The organism is Pseudomonas sp. Marseille-Q5299 (assembly GCF_943737035.1).
Classification (GTDB): Bacteria; Pseudomonadota; Gammaproteobacteria; order Pseudomonadales; family Pseudomonadaceae; genus Aquipseudomonas; species Aquipseudomonas putida_E.
Window position 1 is genome coordinate 324,746 of record NZ_CALSFR010000003.1, and the last position, 18,727, is coordinate 343,472.

Sequence of the window (18,727 nt, forward strand, 5' to 3'; positions counted from 1 at the left end):
GGCCGATGCCTAGGCAACACAACAATAATCCGTGCTGCCAAGTTTACCGGGGAGTCGAACATGTTCCGATGGGTTACCGAAACGCTGGGAAATGTGAGCGTCAATCGCAAACTGGGGCTGGGCTTTGGCCTGGTACTGTTACTGACTCTGGCCATCACCTTCACTGGCTGGCAAGGCATGAACAGCATCATCGACCGTGGTGACAAGCTGGGCAATATCTCGGTCATCAGCCAGGGCACCCAGGAACTGCGCATCGCGCGTCAGCATTACCAGCGCGATCGCAACGAAGCGGCGATCGGCGAACTGGAAAAAGCCCTCGCTGGCCTCGACCGCCAGATCAGCCTCATGCTCGGCCAGATCGAGCAACCCGTCGATCATCAGCGCCTGCAGCAACAGCAGGAGGCGGTGCGCAAATATCAGCAAGCTTTCGCCGACCTCAAGCAGGCCGGGCAACGACGCGAAGCCAGCCGAAGCGCACTGGGTGACAGTGCCGACAAGGCAGCCGAGCTTATCAGCAGGGTGCAAGAGCGCCTGCTGCAAGCCGGCGATATCACGCCCTACCAGAGCACGGTAGAGGTCAGTGCCCTGCTACAGCAAGCACGCTTCCAGGTGCGCGGCTACACCTACAGTGGCGAAGCGAACTACCAGCAGACTGCGCTCAACGCCATCGACCAGGCCATGACCAACCTCAAGGCGCTACCGGCCAAGCTGCCCGCCGAATATGCCGCCAGCCTCGATGACTCGATGTCGGCCCTCGCCGCTTACCGCGATGCGGTCAACCAGTTCGGTAGCGCGCAATCGGCCAGTGATCAGGCCCTGCAGGTGATGACTGATCAAGGCACCGTGCTGATGGATAACAGCCAGAAGATGACGGTTTCACAGACCGAAGTCCGCGATGCAGGCTCGCGCAAGGCAAAAACCTTGCTTGCCTCTGCCACGGCACTGGCGTTGGTACTGGGCCTGCTCGCGGCCTGGGCCATCACTCGGCAGATCATCGTCCCGCTGCGCCAGACACTGGCCGCCGCCGAGCGCGTGGCCAACGGCGACCTGCGCCAGGACCTTCTGGCAACCCGCCGCGACGAGCTGGGGCAGTTGCAGGCCAGCATGCAGCGCATGACCCAAGGCCTGCGCGAACTGATCGGTGGTATCGGTGACGGTGTCACGCAGATAGCCAGCGCCGCCGAAGAGCTTTCGGCGGTAACCGAGCAGACCAGCGCCGGGGTCAACAACCAAAAGGTCGAAACCGACCAGGTGGCCACTGCCATGAACGAAATGGCGGCCACCGTGCATGAAGTGGCACGCAATGCTGAGCAAGCCTCGGAGGCGGCCCTCATGGCGGATCAGCAGGCGCGTGAAGGTGATCGGGTTGTCAGCGAAGCGGTGGCGCAAATCGAGCGCCTGGCCGGTGAAGTGGTCAACTCCAGCGAGGCGATGAACCAGCTCAAGGCCGAAAGCGACAAGATCGGCAGCGTGCTGGATGTGATCAAGTCGGTGGCCCAGCAAACCAACCTGCTGGCCCTCAATGCGGCCATCGAAGCGGCGCGGGCCGGTGAGGCCGGCCGTGGCTTTGCCGTGGTCGCCGACGAAGTGCGCAGCCTGGCGCAGCGTACCCAGCAGTCCACCGAAGAGATCGAAGAGCTGATTGCCGGTTTGCAAAGCGGAACGCAGCGAGTGGCCAGCGTGATGGACGCCAGCCGCCAGCTCACCGACAGCAGCGTCGAGCTGACCCGCCGCGCCGGCACTTCGCTGGAGACCATCACCCGAACCGTGTCGTCGATCCAGGCGATGAACCAGCAGATCGCCACGGCCGCCGAACAGCAGAGTGCGACCGCCGAGGAGATCAACCGCAGCGTGATCAATGTGCGGGATATCTCCGACCAGACTTCGGCGGCGAGTGAGGAGACGGCCAGCTCCAGTGTCGAGCTTGCGCGGCTGGGCACACACCTGCAGAACCTGGTTGGCCGTTTCAGGCTTTAAGCCCACGCCAGCCCTGTCGCAAACGAGCTGCCGACAGGGCTGGTACTAATTCCTACATGCGCTACTGAAGTTTCCTACCTTATTTTCAGGTCAAGTCCTACAAGCCATCCGCCGATGGGCAGGAGTGCCATGCCGGCAAAGCGCCAGCGTGGCTTACCCACTCAACTGGATGGAGACTTGCCATGTTCAGCTACCTCAACCGCAGGATTGGCAACATCAGTGTCGGCGCCAAGCTCGCCTTGGGTTTCGCCGTAGTGCTGCTGCTAACCTTGGCCACCGCGGTCAGTGGCTGGCGCGCTCTGGACGGCGCCATTACCCGCTCGGAACAGCTCAGCGAAATTGGCCGGATCAATGATCTGGTCAAGGATCTGCGTGCCGAGCGCATTACCTATAGGGTGCTGGCCGATGATGCCAGCAAGGCGCAGATAAGCAGCATCCTGCAACAGCTCGACGGCATGCTGACGACACTGCAACAACGCAGTAGTGTCGACGAGTCACGCCAGATACTCACCCAGAAGCTGCAACTGCTGCAGCGGCTGAACGACAACTTTGCCAGCTTGCAGCGTACCGTCGAAAGCCGACGTGCCCTGCGCGAGGCCATGCAGGCGCAGGAACAAAAACTCAACGCCGTCATTGATGAGCTCGAGACCCAGGCATTGCTGAAAATGCCCGCCGATACCCAACAAGGTGGCCTACTGGGGCTGATGGACACCCTCAGCCGCCACGTAGACGGGGCCAATCAGCAAAGCCTCGTGCCGGCCTACACTTTCTCACCGCTAGAGGACTACGCCAAGGTCGGCGAGGTTGCACTGGACGCCGCCGACAAAAGCCTCGAACAACTGATCAAGGCTCTTGCCCCCTTGGGCCTGCCGCGGGCAGTGATGGAGCAGCCTGGCGTCGAGCTGGGCAAGTACCGAGCCACCCTCGGTCAGTATCGAAGCGCCGCCCTGATTGTCGAGCAGTTGCAAAGCGAAATGGAGCAGATGGGCAACGAACTGCGTGCTGTGAGCCTGGAGTTGGGTGAAAGGAAGGTCGAGCAGCGCGACAGCGAAGCACTGGCCGCCCGCTCGCTGTTGACCAGCGTTGCGGTACTGGCCTTGCTGGTGGGCGTAGCAGCCGGCTGGCTGATCACCTTGCAGATCACCCAGCCGCTACGCCAGACCCTGGCGGTGGCAGCGCGCATCGCCCGGGGTGACCTGAGCCAGGTGGAGCCTGTGGGTCGTCGTGACGAAATGGGCCAGCTGCAGGCCAGCATGCAGGAAATGACCCTGAGCCTGCGCAAGCTGATCGGCGGTATCGATCAAGGTGTTGGCCATTTGTCTCAGGCCGCCACACAACTGGCTGCCAGCAGCGAGGACACCAAGCTGCGCATCAGCCAGCAACGTGAGGAAACCGATCAGGTCGCCACTGCCATGAACCAGATGAGCGCCACGGTCCAGGAAGTCGCGCAAAACGCCGAACAAGCTTCATTGGCGGCAACCAACGCCGACCAGCAGGCCCAGCAGGGCGATCAGGTGGTGACTGAAGCCATTGGCCGTATCGAGCAACTGGCCAGGCAAATGGACGACTGCCTGGCAGCTATGCAGCATCTGGCGGGCGAAAGCCAGCGCATTGGCAGCATTCTCGATGTGATCAAGTCGGTCTCCGAGCAAACCAACCTGTTGGCGCTCAACGCTGCCATCGAGGCTGCCCGAGCAGGTGAGGCCGGCCGTGGTTTTGCCGTGGTGGCTGACGAAGTGCGCGGCTTGGCGCAGCGTACACAGCAGTCCACGGAGGAGATCGAGCAATTGATCGAAAGCTTGCACAACGGCACCGACGAGGTGACCAGCCTGCTCGACAACAGCAAGCGCCTGACCGAACAAAGTGTCGAGCTGAGCCGCAAGGCCGGGGATGCCTTGAGCCAGATCACCGATACGGTGTCGAGCATCCAGGGCATGAACCAGCAGATTGCCACGGCCAGCGAGCAACAGAGTGTGGTGGCCGAACAGATAAACCGCAGTGTGATCAGCGTGCGCGATGCGTCAGACCAGACCAGTGCGGCCAGTGAACAAACGGCAGCTTCAAGCGGCGAGCTGGAGCAGCTGGGCCAGCAGCTGCGAGGTATGGTCGGGCGTTTCAGCCTCTGAAAGCTTCAAGCCACAAGCTAAAGCCGAACGCTATGGGCCGCCCATCACCGCCCGGCTTTAGCTTGCAGCTGCTTTCAGAGCACTTGGCGCAGGAACGCTTGCGCCCGCGGATCCTTCGGCGAGGCAAAGAACGCCGCAGGCGCCGAATCCTCCAGCAACTTGCCGTGATCGAAGAACAGCACGCGGTCGGCCACTTCGCGGGCAAAACCCATTTCATGGGTCACGCAGACCATGGTCATGCCTTCCTGGGCCAGTGTCTTCATCACGTCCAGCACTTCACCGACCATTTCCGGGTCGAGCGCGGAGGTCGGCTCGTCGAACAGCATCACCTTGGGTTCCATCGCCAGCGCACGGGCAATCGCCACCCGTTGCTGCTGACCACCGGAAAGCCGCGAGGGGTACTCATTGGCCTTCTCCGAGATACCCACCTTTTCCAGCAACGCCCGCGCCTTGGCCTCACGCTCTGCCTTGCCACGCTTGCGCACGACCTTCTGCGCCAGGCACAGGTTTTCCAGCACCGTCATGTGCGGGAACAGGTTGAAATGCTGGAACACCATGCCGACTTCGCGGCGGTAGGCGTTGATGTCGGTTTTCGGGTCTTCCAACCGCAGCCCGTTGATGGCCACATGGCCCTCGTCGAAATGCTCCAGGCCGTTGAGGCAGCGCAGGAAGGTCGACTTGCCGGACCCCGACGGGCCAAGCACCACGACCACTTCACCCTTGGCCACCTGGGTGGTGACGTTGTCCACCGCACGCACTACCTGGCCTCGGGTGTCGAACACTTTCAAAAGGTCACGGACTTCAATCACTTTGCGCAAGCCTCCGCTCGAGCCGGCTGGCCAGATGCGACAGCGGCAGGTTGATCAGCAGGTACAGGCCTGCCACGCAGAACCAGATCTCGAATGTCGAGAACGAAGTGGTGATGGCCTCACGGCCGCTCTTGGTCAGTTCGGTGATGGCGATCACCGAGACCAGCGAGGTGTCCTTGACCAGGCTGATGAACTGCCCGGCCAGCGGAGGCAGTACGCGTTTGAACGCCTGCGGCAGGATCACGTGGCGCATCGACTGGCTGGCGTTAAGCCCGAGCGAGCGGGCCGCCTCATTCTGCCCCTTGGCGATCGACTGCACGCCGGCCCGCACGATCTCGGCCACGTAAGCACCGGTGAACAGCGCCAGCGCTGCCACCCCGGCGAACTCACGGGACAGGTTGAGCACGGTACCGATGAAGAAGTAGAAGATGAATATCTGCACCAGCAGCGGCGTGCCGCGCACCAGTTCGACATAGACGGTCGACAGGTCGCGCAGGGTCGGGTTGTTCGACAACCGGCACAACCCGGCAAACAGGCCGATCACCAGGCCCAGCGCCCCGGACACTACCGAGATCCACAATGTGGTCCACAGGCCCCAGGCCAGTGGGCCAGCAGCCCAGTGACGGGTGACGCCGACCTGATCACCTTCGGCCACATCGTCACCGCGGCTCAGTTGCAGGCTGTCCTTGGCCACATCGAGCACCTGCTCACCGCCGTTCTCATCCTTGAGCGTAACGCGGGCGTTATCGCCGGAGACGACGATGTCCTGCACCGTGCCGTAATCGCTGGCACGCTGCACGTCCTCGGCCTTGTAGGCAAAGTATTGTGGTACGCGGTTCCAGCGCCACTCGTAGGAAATCATCGAGGTGGCCAGGTACAGGCTGATCGCCAGGCCCACCAGGACCAGCGCCGTCAGCGCATGCCAGGGCCATTGGGCTTTCTTGTGTTTGATCACGGGGTTACTCCAGAAAGCGGCAAGCCGCAAGCCACAAGCTGCAAGGAAAAGCAGCCCGCGTATTGGCCCACCTCCTCTTGCAGCTTGCAGCTTGCGGCTTGAAGCTACTTCTTATTCCATTTCCTTCAGCCAGTCCTTGTTCTTGAACCACTTGTCGTGGATACGATCGTAGGTCCCGTCATGCTTGATCTGGTGCAGGAAGTTGTTGATGAAGTTGATGCTGTCGTAATCGCCCTTCTTCAAGCCGAATGCCAGCGGCTCGTAGGTGAAGGGCTCGTCGAGGAACAGCAGCTTGCCGGCACCGGCCTTGTCGACCGCCACCACGTTGTACGGCGCATCGTAGACAAAGGCATCAGCCTTGCCGTTGACCACGTCCATCACCGCTTCCTGCTCATTGTCGTAGCCATGGTACGTGGCCTTGGCGATCAGCTTCTTGGCGACCATCTCGCCGGTGGTACCGAGCTTGGAGGTGATGCGGTACTTCTCGTTGTTCAGGTCTTTGTACGACTTGATCTCGCCAGCCAGATCCTTGCGGATCAGCAGGGTCTGGCCAACCACGATGAACGGTTCGCTGAAGTTCAGGCGCAGGTTGCGTTCCTGGGTCAGGGTCATGCCGCTGCCGATCATGTCGAACTTGTCGGTCAGCAGGGCCGGGATGATGCCGTCATAGGCGGTGGAGACGGTCTCCAGCTTGACGCCCATGGATTTGGCCATGGCTTTGAGAATATCGACTTCGAAGCCGATGATTTCGCCGCGCTTGTTGGTCATCTGGAACGGCATGTAGGTCGGGTCCATGCCCACCCGCAAGGTACCGCGCTTGACCGCGTCGTCGATGGCACCGGCCTGGGCCGAGGCCACCGCGACCAGCGCCGTGACGCCGACCAGCAGCCGCGAAAGGTATTTCTTCATCATCACCAAGTCCCCTAGCAAGAAAAGTAGCGAATCTTATTGTTGGCACGGCCGTACCGGCCGGCATGGCTTATCGGAGAGGGATGCTAACGCATGGCGGCCCTGGGACCTAGAGCCGGGGGGGACTTTGTTGGCCAAAATCCGAGGGGATGAGAAAGATTGGAAAACCCTGTCGCCGGCAAGCCGGCGAAAGGGCCGCATAGCGGCCCCAGAGTCGGTCAGGCGCCAACCAGGCTAGGTTGCGCCTCGTCCGCCGGGTGCAACGGCAACAACGGCGAATGTGGGTCGTTGTTGATCGATGCACGCCACACGTCGATCCAGGCGGCATTGTGCTCGGCCCATACCTGTGCATGCAGACGCGCCAAGGCGACCGGGTCGCTCAGCAAGGCAAGGCGAGTACCCAGGTCCAGCCCTTTGGGCCCGACCTCGATCGCCTTGGCAAGGCGCTCGGCGCGCATCGCCTCGATCGGTGCTGCCTGGCCATGACGGGCAGTGGCCATGGCACAGGCCAAGGCGTTCTGCCGAGGGTCGACCACAGCGCGGACGAAGCCGTCGTGCAGGGCATGCCAGCGGTTCTCGTGGGTGTACTGGTCGGTGGCGAGCAGCTCCTGGGGCGTTGCGTACTCCTCAGGGATCAGGAACAGCTTCTCGTCCTTGGCCGCCAGGCCCAGGCGTGTGCGGCTGGAGATCACCGAAACGGGGATCGACAGCACCAGCGAACCAACGATCGGCGCCAGCCACCACAGGAAGCTCGGGTTCAGCCACGCCACCAGCGCCGCCCAGGCAATACCCAACAGGGTTTGCGGGCCGTGGCGACGTACCGCCTCGCTCCACGGGGTGGAGTCGTCGTCACGCTGCGGCGAGTTCCAGGTCGCAGCCCAGCCGAGGAATGCGGCCAGCACGAAGCGGGTGTGGAAGATCATCCGCACTGGCGCCAGCAGCATGGAGAACAGCATCTCCATCAGCATCGACAAGGTGACCTTGAACCGCCCGCCGAACTCGACCGCGCCCTTGGCCCAGATCAGGATGATACTGAGCAGCTTGGGCAAGAACAGCAGCACGATGGTGGTGGAGAACAGCGCGACGGCCTTCTCCGGGTGCCACTGCGGCCACAGCGGGTAGAGCTGGTACGGCTCGATGAAGTATTGCGGCTCCATCAGCGTGTTGGTTGCCAGCAGCGCGGTCGACAGCACCAGGAAGAAGAACCACAGCGGCGCCGACAGGTAAGACATCACGCCCGTGAGGAACACCGCACGGTGCACCGGGTGCATGCCCTTGACCAGGAACAGGCGGAAGTTCATCAGGTTGCCGTGGCACCAGCGGCGGTCGCGCTTGAGCTCGTCGAGCAGGTTCGGCGGCAGCTCTTCATAGCTGCCCGGCAGGTCATAGGCAATCCACACGCCCCAGCCGGCACGGCGCATCAGCGCCGCTTCGACGAAGTCGTGGGAAAGGATCGCGCCGGCGAAAGCGCCCTTGCCAGGCAACGGCGCCAGGGCGCAGTGCTCGATGAAAGGCTTCATGCGAATGATCGCGTTGTGGCCCCAGTAGTGCGACTCGCCCAGTTGCCAGAAGTGCAGGCCGGCGGTGAACAGCGGGCCGTAGACGCGGGTGGCGAACTGCTGCATGCGCGCATACAGCGTGTCCATACCCGAGGCTTTGGGCGCGGTCTGGATGATGCCAGCGTCCGGATTGGCCTCCATCAGGCGTACCAGGCTGCTCAGGCACTCACCACTCATGACGCTGTCGGCGTCGAGCACGACCATGTACTTGTATTCGCCACCCCAGCGACGGCAGAAGTCGTCGAGGTTGCCGCTCTTGCGCTTCACGCGGCGGCGGCGGCGGCGGTAGAAGATGCGGCCGAAGCCTTTGGTCTCGCGGCACACGTCCAGCCAAGCCTGTTGCTCGGCCACGGCAATGTCAGTGTCGTTGGTATCGCTGAGCACGAAGAAATCGAAACGGTCGAGGTTGCCGCTGGCGGCGACCGACTCGAAGGTCGCCCGCAGCCCTGCGAACACGCGCGGCACGTCTTCGTTGCAAATAGGCATCACCAGCGCGGTACGTGCTTCAGGAGCGATCGGCTCGCTGCCGGCACTGCTGCCGGAGATACGGTATTTGTCGCGGCCGGTGAGCAGCTCGAGGAAGCCCATCAGCGCCGTCCAGAAGCCCGCCGACACCCAGCAGAAGAGGATGCCGAAGAGGATCAGGATGGACGTTTGCAACGCGTACGGCCAGACCTGCACTACGGTGTCCCACAACGGCTGGTTGACCACTTCGTCGAGGTCGACGAACGACCAGCCCTGGTAAGGCAGGATGCCCTTCATGTACCAGCCGGCGACGAGCGTCTGGCCGATCATGAGGGTCAGCAGGATATAGCGGCGAATCGAGCCGACCGTGCGCCAGCGCGCCAGCGGCAACTCGCGCTTTGGCGGCTGCGGCGCGTTGGGGCGGCCGGTCATGCGCCGCCACATGCGGATCAGCACATTGGTGCGCCATGGCTCGGGCACGACCCGGGTACGCTTGATCGGCGGTGCAATCTTCAGGCAAAGCCGGCCGCTGCCGTCGACGCCAAGCATCTGGGCATCTTCCAGTTCGGCCGCGCTGCCTACAGTCAGGCGCGGGCCCACCGAGGCCTGCACGGCCTCAGTGGTGGTGGCGGTCGCATTGCCCGCCAGGCGTTGGTGCAACTCACTGAACGAGGTGCAACTGGCGAGTTCCGCGCGCTGCTCATCGCTCAGTGGGAGGTGGGCCAGGTACTCGCCAAGCGATTCCGGCCTTGCGCTTGAGTTACTCATCGGCAGGCAACTGATAGCTCCAGGTCTCGGTCAGCACTTTTTCGGTGGTGGCCGGGGTCCCGTTGGTGGATGCCGCATCGGCGGCAGGTTGTTCGGCCTTGGCAGGTTGCTCGGCCTTGGCGGCTTTTTCAGCCTTGCCATGCTTGGCTGCGGTCTTGTCGTGTTTGGTTTCTTCGGCAGGCTTGGCTGCTTCGACCGGAACATCGCTGACCAGTGCGGCCCGCATCTCGGTAGCCTTCTTGGCTTCCTTGATCTTCAACCGCAAAGTCAGGCGCCAGCCCTTGGTCTCTGGGTTATAGCGCAGATTGTTCTCGACCACTTCTGCGTTGTCGCCGACGCTGATCTGGCTGCGTACCGCGGCGTCTTCCGGCAGGGCTGCCAAGGCCGGGCCGGCGAAGTCGACCAGGAACGCTACGCTACCGTCTGGTTGACGGATCAGGTTGGACTGCTTGACGTCACCGGTGGAACGCATGGTCTGGGTAACCGAACCCAGCTCCTGGGCCTGGAAACGCGACTCGTCGATGGTCCAGTGCATGCGGTAGTCGTACTCGAACGGCTTGCCCGGCTCCGGCAGGGTTTCCGGGCTCCAGAAGGCAACGATATTGTCGTTGGTTTCGTCGGCAGTCGGGATCTCGACCAGATCGACGGTGCCTTTGCCCCAGTCGCCCTTAGGCTCGATCCAGGCGCTCGGACGCTTCTGGTAGTTGTCGTCGAGGTCTTCGTAATCCTTGAAATCGCGATGACGCTGCATCAGGCCGAAACCGCGCGGGTTCTCGACGCTGAAGTTGCTCACCGACAGGTGTTTGGGGTTGTTCAGCGGGCGCCACAGCCACTCGCCGTTACCGGCGTGGATCGACAGGCCTTCGGAGTCATGCAGGGCCGGGCGATAGTTCATGACCTTGGAGGGCTGGTTAGGGCCGAACAGGTACATGCTGGTCAGCGGCGCGATGCCCAGACGGCTGACGTGGTCACGCAGGAACACGCGGGACTGCACATCGACCACGGTATCGTTGCCCGGGCGCAGGATCAGCTTGTAGGCACCGGTTGAGCGCGGCGAATCCAGCAAGGCGTAGATCACCAGGTGCTTGTCGGCCGGCTTGGGTTTCTCGACCCAGAATTCGGTGAACCGCGGGAACTCTTCGCCCGACGGCAGCGCGGTGTCGATGGCCAGGCCACGGGCCGACAGGCCGTACACATGCCCTTTGCCGACCACACGGAAATAACTGGCCCCCAGCAGGGTCATGATTTCATCCTGCTTGTCGGCCTTGTTGATCGGGTAAAGCACGCGGAAACCGGCGTAGCCCAGGTTCTTGGTGGTATCCGGGTCGTGGGGCACGTCGCCGAACTCGAAACGGCTCGGGTCGTACTTGATTTCCTCGACGGTGGTGGCGGTGACTTCGTTGATTTTCACCGGCGTGTCGAAGTGCATGCCCTGGTGGTAGAAGGACAGCTTGAACGGCGTCTTGTCCTTGGCCCACTCGGCCTTTTCCTGCAGGAAGCGAATCTTCTGGTAGTCGGCGAACTTCATGTCGCGGAAGACTGCCGGCAGATTGCTTTTCGGTGCTTCGTACTTCTGGCCGGCGAGATCCTTTGCCTTGGCTGCAACATCGTCAAGATTGAATGCCCACAGCTGGCCCGCGCTCATCAGGCCGACCAGTGCGGCACTGGCCATCAGGGCCTTGCGCAGCCGATTGCCGGGGATTCTAGATGCTTTATGGGGACTAACAATCACGAGCAACCCTCGCCGAAAACAGATCATGAAACCAACGGCCAGCGACAAATGCCGGGTTGGCGAGCACTGTTCGGACCCCGTGAGGGCGTAATGATTCCCCAAACGGTTCCAGACAATGCTCGAGTCAGAGTAAAACGAACCTGCGAACGCAGGCCCTAACAGCGCGCGATTATCCAGCAGGATGCGTTACAACGCATCAGGCTGGATCAACTATTTATCGTACAAAACACCTTGTTTCGCGCAACCAAGGCCGTTTTTTCCTTCATATTTGTAACAGAAAAGTCACAGGGCCATCATTGACCAGGTGCACCTGCATGTCAGCACCGAACCGGCCGCTTGCCACATCTGCATGCTGGCCCTGGGCTTGCTGCAAAAGATAGTCGAACAGTTCGGCACCGAGCGCTGGCGGTGCAGCCGTCGAAAAGCTCGGACGCATGCCGCTGCGGGTGTCCGCAGCCAAGGTGAACTGGGACACCAGCAGCAAACCGCCGCCCACATCCTTGAGGGACAGGTTCATCTTGCCCTGCTCATCGCTGAAAACGCGGTAGTTGAGCAACTTGTGCAACAGCTTATCGGCCTGTTCACGGGTATCTTCAGGCTCTACCGCCACCAGCACCAACAAGCCTTGGTCGATGGCGCCGACAATTTCACCCGCCACCTCTACCCGCGCGCCGCGTACACGCTGCAGCAGCCCCTTCATGCTTCTTCCAGCGGCAAATCGAGCAGGCGACGGGCCATCTGATCGGCTGCCCGTACCAGCGCATCGGTGATCCCAGGCTCGGACGCCGCATGGCCCGCGTCGCGGATCACCTTCAGCTCACTGTTGGGCCATGCCTGGTGCAACGCCCAGGCGTTATCCAGCGGGCAGATCACATCATAACGGCCATGCACGATCACGGCCGGCAGGTGGGCGATCTTGGGCATGTCGCGGATCAACTGGTCGGGTGCAAGGAACGCGTTGTTCATGAAGTAGTGGCATTCGATGCGGGCGATGGACAAGGCCCGTTGCGGCTCGGAGAAGCGGTCGATCACCAGCGGATTGGGGCGCAGGGTGGCAGTGCGGCCCTCCCAGGTGGACCAGGCCTTGGCGGCATGCATCTGGGCGATCTGATCGTTGCCGGTCAGGCGCTTGTGGAATGCCTTGACCAGGTCATTACGCTCATCCGGCGGAATCGGCCCGATGTAGTCCTGCCAGTAATCGGGGAACAGGCGGCTGGCGCCCTCCTGATAGAACCACTCGATCTCTTGCGGGCGGCACAGGAAGATGCCGCGCAGGATCAGGCCGTGAACCCGCTCGGGGTGGGTCTGGGCATAGGCCAGGGCCAGGGTCGAGCCCCAGGAGCCGCCGAACAGCACCCACTTGTCGATGCCCAGGTGCTCGCGAATGCGCTCCAGATCCTCGACCAGGTGCCAGGTGGTGTTGTTCTCCAGGCTTGCGTGCGGGGTGGAACGGCCGCAACCGCGCTGATCGAACGTGATGATGCGGTACAGGTTGGGGTCGAAATAGCAACGGCTCTGGGCATCGCAACCCGCGCCCGGGCCACCGTGAATGAACACCACCGGCAGACCTTCAGGCGAGCCGCTTTCATCGACATACAGCACATGCGGCGCTTCCACGGCCAGATCGTGCCGGGCGTAGGGTTTGATCTGAGGGTAGAGGGTCTGCATTGCGCACTCCGTGTGAGGATTAAGTCTGCCGTTGGGCATCATAAACCTGAATTGCGCTTTGAGCATGTGTCTGTGGGTAGATCATGTTATGCACATGCCCGCCACCGCGCTCGATAGCCTCGCTGCTTTATGACGCGAGGCCAGTAAATGACGCACCTTCCCGATGCAAGGTCATCCCGAAGCGATGACACTTTTCACCCCCAGGCCCTGATAGAGGGCAAGATCCCGGCCTGGATGCTCACTGCCACGCCTGAAACCCATCAGCACATGCGCGCCGCCGTGAGCACCCCGGTACCCTGGTTCGCCGAAGCCTGCCAGAGGCAACCGGCTGACGCCCACCGGCTGGTCAAGGAATATGAAACGTACCGCAAGGCCGAAAGCGAAGCTGGCGCACTGTTCGCCCTGCTTCCCGACCTGGCGGCGTTCGCCAGGGAGCGGCTGGGCTCGGCGATCAAGGAGCGTTTCAATCTTGAGCTGGATGTCACCCGGACCTACCTGTTCAACGCCGGCAAAGCCGAAGCCTACCAAGCCAACATGACTGGGGACCCGCTCACCACTGCCCAGCGGGCATTCAAACTGGCTACCCAAAGCCTGCTGCACTGCGCCTTGCAGAATTTTGAAGCTGCCGAAGCCCAGCCTGGCGGCCTCGATGGCCAAACGTTGGAGTCCGTGATACTCGACAACAACCAGTTCCTGGCGCACCTGCCCACCGGAAACCTGGTTCAGATAGCCCCGCAGGCCTTCGCCTCGCTAGTGCGCGACTTGGACATCGGCGGCACCTATCAAGCTTTGCTCAACGCCATTTATCACCCTGGCACCGACGTTGGGAGCGCAAGCGTTATCGAGACGCTCGGCAACGCCGAGCAGTGCGCCTTTTGCCTTGAGCTGCACAGGGCTTACCTGGGCAACATGATCGACCTGCCCTTGTATGAGGCTCTGCTGACGCTCGCCAGAGGTGGCGAGGCGCACTACCTGCAAAGCCCCATGCGGTGCGCCTTTCTCAAGCTCTTTGACATCTCCCTGACCGGTGCGCTGATGATAGGCCTCGTACCCTCTCCAGAGTTGCTTCTGAGTTACGACGCAACCCGTCTTGCGTACAAGAACGTGCTGGTAACGTACCTGCCCGGCGCAGGGGTCCCGCTGAAAGTGCACGCTACCGTTCATGAAGTCCAGGCGCACTTGCGCGAGCAGCTGTGGGCAATGCAACTCAGCCATCTGCGACAAGGCGTGCCGGCGCGTGACAGTGGCCGCTTCATGGAAAAGCTGCGCGACTGTCTACAACCATTGGATTGGACCCTGCTGCTGCCAGCGCCGGCGCACCAGGGCGAACAAGCCAGGCGTATTCGTGACCCGCAGGCTTGGGTACCGGTAACGCTACAGCCCTTCAACCGGCCACTACCCAACGAACTGGTCAGCCAGAAACGCCAACGACGCATGGACGATGCTTCGTTCCATGCCGTTTCCACGGCCCAGGAAGACCAGAAAAGCGCCGAAAAACGCAGGGCCTATTTTACCCAGCTGACCTCTGGCGCCTTGAACATTGGCGCCTTCGTCGTACCGGGCTTGGGGCAGTTGATGCTCGGTCTGTCGCTCATTCAGCTGAGCTACGAGGTTTTCGAGGGCCTCGAAAGCTGGGCTGACGGCGACGGTGAGCAAGCGCTCGATTACCTGATGGATATTGTCGAGAACGTTGCCTTAACCACTGTGGCCGTAGCAACAGGGGCGGCCGACGGCAGGCCGGCCGTCGAGAAGATTTCCGTGGAAACACCCTCGTTCATCGAAGAGCTCGAGCCCGTGCTCATGCCCGATGGCAGTAGCCGCCTGTGGCGACCAGACGCCCGCCCGTACGCCCATGACGTCGTGCTACCGGCTGGCCTGCTGCCGGATGAATCCGGCCTGTATCGCCATGCTGGAAAGACCTGGCTGGCAGTCGAAGACAGCACCTATTCGGTCAAACGGATATCTGAAAATGGTGAGTACCGCCTGGTGCACCCCGCCAAGGCCCTGAGCCATGAACCGCCGCTACGCCACAACGGTGCTGGCGCCTGGTTGCTACCGGCAGAAAGGCCCGAACAATGGCCAGAACTGCAATTATTCAGACGTGCCGGCCACCTTGGCGCGCATTTCGACGATGAAACCGCCCTGCGCATACTGCGGGTGAGTGGTACCCAGGAAGATGTTCTGCGCCATGCGCTCTGCAACAGCCAGCGGCTACCCGCACAACTGGAAGACACCCTGTCTCGCTTCAAACTCTACCAGACACTCAAGCACCTGCCTGAGCTGGCCGAGCCCAACCAACTCCATGCAGCCTTCGAAAGGCGCTATCGTCAGCTGCCCGCGCCTCAGGTGCCCGGCGCCGATGTCATCCAGGCTCGCTATCCGCGGCTTCCGGCACCCCTCACCGAGGAGTTGTTGCGCCATGCCAATACCTTCGAACAGGGTGAGCTGACCACTGGCAAAGTCCCCAGACGGCTCGCCGAAGAAGTCCGCTGCCTTGGGCAACAGGTACGGTTGAATCGCGCCTATGAAGGGCTTTATCTGGAAGGTGTACGCAACTGGGATACCGACGTGCTGGTCTTGCACACCCTCGAGCAACTGCCTGGCTGGCCAAGCGAGGTCGGCATCACCCTCGAACAGCGCCAGAACTCGCCGGCCCAGATCGACAAGATCGGCGCCAGTGAGGTGCCAGCAAGCAAGTCGATCATCAGCGCCCGGGCAGGTTACGTAGTCATGGACAGTACCCGCCCCGACGATCAGCTTTGCGTCCACGGTTCATTGCATGGGGCGCTGTTCGAGGTACTCACTGCCGAGCAAAGGCAGGCGCTGGCGGTCGAGGACATGCACGCACTCAGAAGCAGGATTCAACACGCGCCTCTCTTGCCACGGGCGATATTGCGCCGGGTGCTGGGCATGCAGGGCGTGCCACCGGGCTTTCGCTCGCCCATGCGCCTGGCAGATGGGCGGCTGGGCTACCCGCTGGGCGGCACCCGCCCCCGCGCTGGCAGCACTTCAAGGCAGACGCTGCTCAATTCCATACGCCGGATCGGCCAACACACTCCCGTACCACGGCCCGCAGAGCAGATCATGGCCGCGCTGGAAAACAGAAACCTGACCCGCGCTCAGATCGATGAGATGCTCAGCGGGCTGATGGAGCAACGCGACCGACTGCAAAGCCGGCTGGACGACTGGCGTCGACAAGCCGCACAAGGATCTCATCAGAGCACCGATGGCCTGGAGCGGTTGATGAACGCCATCTCCCAGCACTGGTATGAGCGTGCGTTCCTGGCGACCAGCGAAGCCATCGCCCCGCTTCGTCTCGAGCGCCTATCCCTGGCGCAGTTTCCTCTTGAACTGCCGGACTTCTTCAGCGCCAGCGTCACGGACCTGCAATTGATTGAAACATCACCCGAACATTATGAAGGCTGGAACCAGCACGGTCCGCAACTGGACAGCCTGGTCCGACAGTTTGCCAACCTGAGATCGCTGGAGATCAGCCGCGCCTACCGGCCTGAAGGAACTCCTTCAGCATTCCAGTTCAGCCTGCCCATGATTGCCCAGCGCCTACCGGCCCTCGAAACACTGAGCCTGACCAACCAGAATCTCACGCTGTCCTCAACAGACATCGACAGCCTGGCAGGGCTCACACGGCTGCGACGACTGGACCTGAGCGGTAACCGATTTTCGGGGCAGCATCCCCCACTCTTCAATGAACTGACACTCGATTACCTGGGCCTGGACGACATGGCACTGGATCATTGGCCAGAGGGCGTTGGCTACAACACCCTGACTCAGGTTCGGCACATTGGCCTGCGCAACAACCAGATCAGACTCCTCCCGCACCTTTTGCGGGATAACCGAATCAACATTGCCGAGCACGCGCTGGTTTCCATGCAGGGCAATCCGCTCTTCGAGGATGATATACGCCGCGTTATGTTGAGCGAAGATGGCCGCGCCTCACGTTTTGAGATGGACCAGTCTGATGCGTTCAGAACGCTTCTGGCTGCCCAGTTGCAGCAGCGCCAGCAACTGCGCGACGCCATCGATAACTATGTGAATGCCTCAAGCTCAAGCGCGCCAGTCAGCCAAACGGCAATGACTGCCAGAACCCGTATCGCTGCGGCACTGAACGAGTTCTGGCATTACCAGGAAACAGGGCTGACACGCGCGGCTTTACGCCTGAATGATGTTGCCCTGGCGCATTTTCCAAGACGCTTGCCGGCCTTCTTCATCGCACAGGTGCATAACCTTGCGCTTGAGCGCGTCAGTGGTACGACGGCACAGCTCGATGGATTGCTGAGCCGGTTCCCACGGGTGACGCGCCTGACGATCGACAACTACCGACAAGCCGAGCAGTCACTGCCTTCTGCGCTTCTGCGCTTGCCGGGGTTGACGGACATCGCCTTGCGCCAGTCAGGCCTGCTGATCGACCAGAACGTGATCAACACGTTGGGCGGCTTACCCACCCTCAACTCGCTGGACCTCACGGGCAACCGAATGGGGGCGATCGCACACACTCCTCAGGCCTTGCAAACACTTCGCCGACTCGACCTCAACAGCATGGGCCTTGAGCAGTGGCCGGCCTGGGTAGACAGCTTGTTCCCACTGGAGATGCTGGACCTGAGCGAAAACCGGCTTACCGAACTGCCGGCCCACATACTGGCCAACCTGGACAACGATTTCCCCATCAGCTCGATTCTGTTGTTCAGCAATCCGCTGACGGACGAAGCGGTCATGCGTGCCCGTGCATCTTCAAACAGCCAGCACAGTTTCACCTTTGGCATCGATCTGTCAGACAGCATGAGCGAGTCATCGGGAGACGGCGGGATAGTCGGTCATAACCACCTGCCCCTCCTGGACCCAGCTGCCGATGTCCCCAACGTGGAAAACTGGCTGCTTGCCTCGGACATCGAGAACCAAGCCCTGAGGGACAGTTGGGAGAGTTTGCAGCGATCGGGGGGTGCCGAAAATCTTCTGGCGCTGGTAGGCCGTCTGCGCAACTCGGCCCCATACCAGAATGGCAAGACCCGCGTTTCATTCTGCGGGCGCGTACGCAAGGTCCTGGTCAGTGCAGTGGTCAACCTGGACGACCTTGCGCTGTTCAACCATCAGGCCAACGAAGCACTTGTTCAGGACAATGGTGACCAGACCTGCCACGACGGCGCTCTGCTGGTGTTCCAGAACATCGAACTGTACATCGCCAACCAGCGCCTGCAGATCGATACGGCCGATAGCGAGGGCAACCTTTATCGGGAACTGCGGCGCCTGTATCGCCTGCAAGCACTGGATGAGATTGCCAAGAGCGAGGCTGCCAACCGGGACGAAGCGGAAGTTCGCCTTACCTACCGCCGTGAGCTCAATACCCCGCTTGAGCTGGGCCAGCCCGAAGACACCCTGCGCTATGCCATCAATGCCAATATCGACGAGTTGGCGTATGCGGAGTTGGCAGTGCAGCGCAGCGAGTTGGGAGAGGATTTCCTGAATTTTGCCGCCGGTAACCAGAGGTGGGTCCAGCACTTGCGCCAAGCCCATGCTGAACGTTTTGCAGACATCGAGCATATCTACCAGGCCCAGATACTTGAACTGCCGGATCAGTACCCTGACAGGCCAATCGCTACGCTGGGCGACGAATTCCAGGCACTGGAACGCAACAAACAGGCGCGCGAGCTGCGCCTGATTCGCGAGCTTACGTCTTTTGCAGATCCTGATCGCAAACCCCGCTCATCGACCGAGTAAGCAATAGCGTGCAGGGCGGCCGCGGT

The 18,727-nt window shown here is 61.6% G+C and carries 10 protein-coding genes and 1 pseudogene; 4 read left to right on the plus strand and 7 right to left on the minus strand.

Features of this window, described 5'->3' with window-relative positions:
* Nucleotides 1-177 precede the first annotated feature (177 nt).
* The 3 genes and pseudogenes from NGJ21_RS26050 to NGJ21_RS10185 form a co-directional block, all read left to right on the plus strand.
* Nucleotides 178-1,122: pseudogene (locus NGJ21_RS26050) on the plus strand (methyl-accepting chemotaxis protein); the annotation flags it as partial.
* 141 nt (nucleotides 1,123-1,263) lie between these two features.
* A complete protein-coding gene (locus NGJ21_RS26055) occupies nucleotides 1,264-1,977 on the plus strand; it encodes a methyl-accepting chemotaxis protein (protein ID WP_414156845.1) in 714 nt (237 codons plus the stop codon).
* 182 nt (nucleotides 1,978-2,159) lie between these two features.
* Nucleotides 2,160-4,103 carry a methyl-accepting chemotaxis protein gene (locus NGJ21_RS10185; protein WP_251962071.1) on the plus strand — a complete coding sequence of 648 codons (1,944 nt, stop codon included), beginning with the start codon at nucleotides 2,160-2,162 and terminating at the stop codon, nucleotides 4,101-4,103.
* Nucleotides 4,104-4,177: 74 nt separating this feature from the next.
* Here NGJ21_RS10185 and NGJ21_RS10190 read toward each other — a convergent pair whose 3' ends face one another.
* From NGJ21_RS10190 to pip, 7 genes are all read right to left on the minus strand, one after another.
* A complete protein-coding gene (locus tag NGJ21_RS10190) occupies nucleotides 4,178-4,912 on the minus strand; it encodes an amino acid ABC transporter ATP-binding protein (RefSeq protein ID WP_012312385.1) in 735 nt (244 codons plus the stop codon).
* The gene (locus NGJ21_RS10195) at nucleotides 4,905-5,867 is read right to left on the minus strand and encodes an amino acid ABC transporter permease (RefSeq protein ID WP_012312384.1); all 963 of its coding nucleotides are present in this window, start codon (nucleotides 5,865-5,867) and stop codon (nucleotides 4,905-4,907) included. The genes NGJ21_RS10190 and NGJ21_RS10195 overlap by 8 nt, the downstream gene beginning before the upstream one ends.
* Before the next feature lie 111 nt (nucleotides 5,868-5,978).
* Nucleotides 5,979-6,776, minus strand: a complete 798-nt coding sequence (locus NGJ21_RS10200; RefSeq protein ID WP_046785173.1) for a transporter substrate-binding domain-containing protein — start codon at nucleotides 6,774-6,776, stop codon at nucleotides 5,979-5,981.
* A gap of 218 nt (nucleotides 6,777-6,994) precedes the next feature.
* Nucleotides 6,995-9,568 (minus strand): glucans biosynthesis glucosyltransferase MdoH, encoded by a 2,574-nt coding sequence (gene mdoH, locus NGJ21_RS10205; protein ID WP_046785006.1) that lies wholly within the window; start codon nucleotides 9,566-9,568, stop codon nucleotides 6,995-6,997.
* Nucleotides 9,561-11,240, minus strand: a complete 1,680-nt coding sequence (locus NGJ21_RS10210) for a glucan biosynthesis protein G (protein ID WP_119688148.1) — start codon at nucleotides 11,238-11,240, stop codon at nucleotides 9,561-9,563. Before NGJ21_RS10210 ends, mdoH begins: the two co-directional genes overlap by 8 nt.
* A 322-nt stretch (nucleotides 11,241-11,562) precedes the next feature.
* Nucleotides 11,563-12,000, minus strand: coding sequence for a D-aminoacyl-tRNA deacylase (dtd, locus tag NGJ21_RS10215; protein ID WP_012312380.1), 438 nt, complete (start codon nucleotides 11,998-12,000; stop codon nucleotides 11,563-11,565).
* Nucleotides 11,997-12,968, minus strand: a complete 972-nt coding sequence (pip, locus tag NGJ21_RS10220) for a prolyl aminopeptidase (RefSeq protein ID WP_115273404.1) — start codon at nucleotides 12,966-12,968, stop codon at nucleotides 11,997-11,999. The genes dtd and pip overlap by 4 nt, the downstream gene beginning before the upstream one ends.
* A gap of 147 nt (nucleotides 12,969-13,115) precedes the next feature.
* Here pip and NGJ21_RS10225 point away from each other — a divergent pair, with 147 nt between their 5' ends.
* The gene (locus NGJ21_RS10225; RefSeq protein ID WP_251962072.1) at nucleotides 13,116-18,701 is read left to right on the plus strand and encodes a dermonecrotic toxin domain-containing protein; all 5,586 of its coding nucleotides are present in this window, start codon (nucleotides 13,116-13,118) and stop codon (nucleotides 18,699-18,701) included.
* Nucleotides 18,702-18,727 lie beyond the last annotated feature (26 nt).

Coding starts and splice junctions, on each gene's coding strand:
- NGJ21_RS26055 (WP_414156845.1), top strand. CDS start 1,264: ATGAACGAAATGGCGGCCACCGTGCATGAAGTGGCACGCAATGCTGAG.
- NGJ21_RS10185 (WP_251962071.1), top strand. CDS start 2,160: ATGTTCAGCTACCTCAACCGCAGGATTGGCAACATCAGTGTCGGCGCC.
- NGJ21_RS10200 (WP_046785173.1), bottom strand. CDS start 6,776: ATGAAGAAATACCTTTCGCGGCTGCTGGTCGGCGTCACGGCGCTGGTC.
- mdoH (WP_046785006.1), bottom strand. CDS start 9,568: ATGAGTAACTCAAGCGCAAGGCCGGAATCGCTTGGCGAGTACCTGGCC.
- NGJ21_RS10210 (WP_119688148.1), bottom strand. CDS start 11,240: ATGGCCAGTGCCGCACTGGTCGGCCTGATGAGCGCGGGCCAGCTGTGG.
- dtd (WP_012312380.1), bottom strand. CDS start 12,000: ATGAAGGGGCTGCTGCAGCGTGTACGCGGCGCGCGGGTAGAGGTGGCG.
- pip (WP_115273404.1), bottom strand. CDS start 12,968: ATGCAGACCCTCTACCCTCAGATCAAACCCTACGCCCGGCACGATCTG.
- NGJ21_RS10225 (WP_251962072.1), top strand. CDS start 13,116: ATGACGCACCTTCCCGATGCAAGGTCATCCCGAAGCGATGACACTTTT.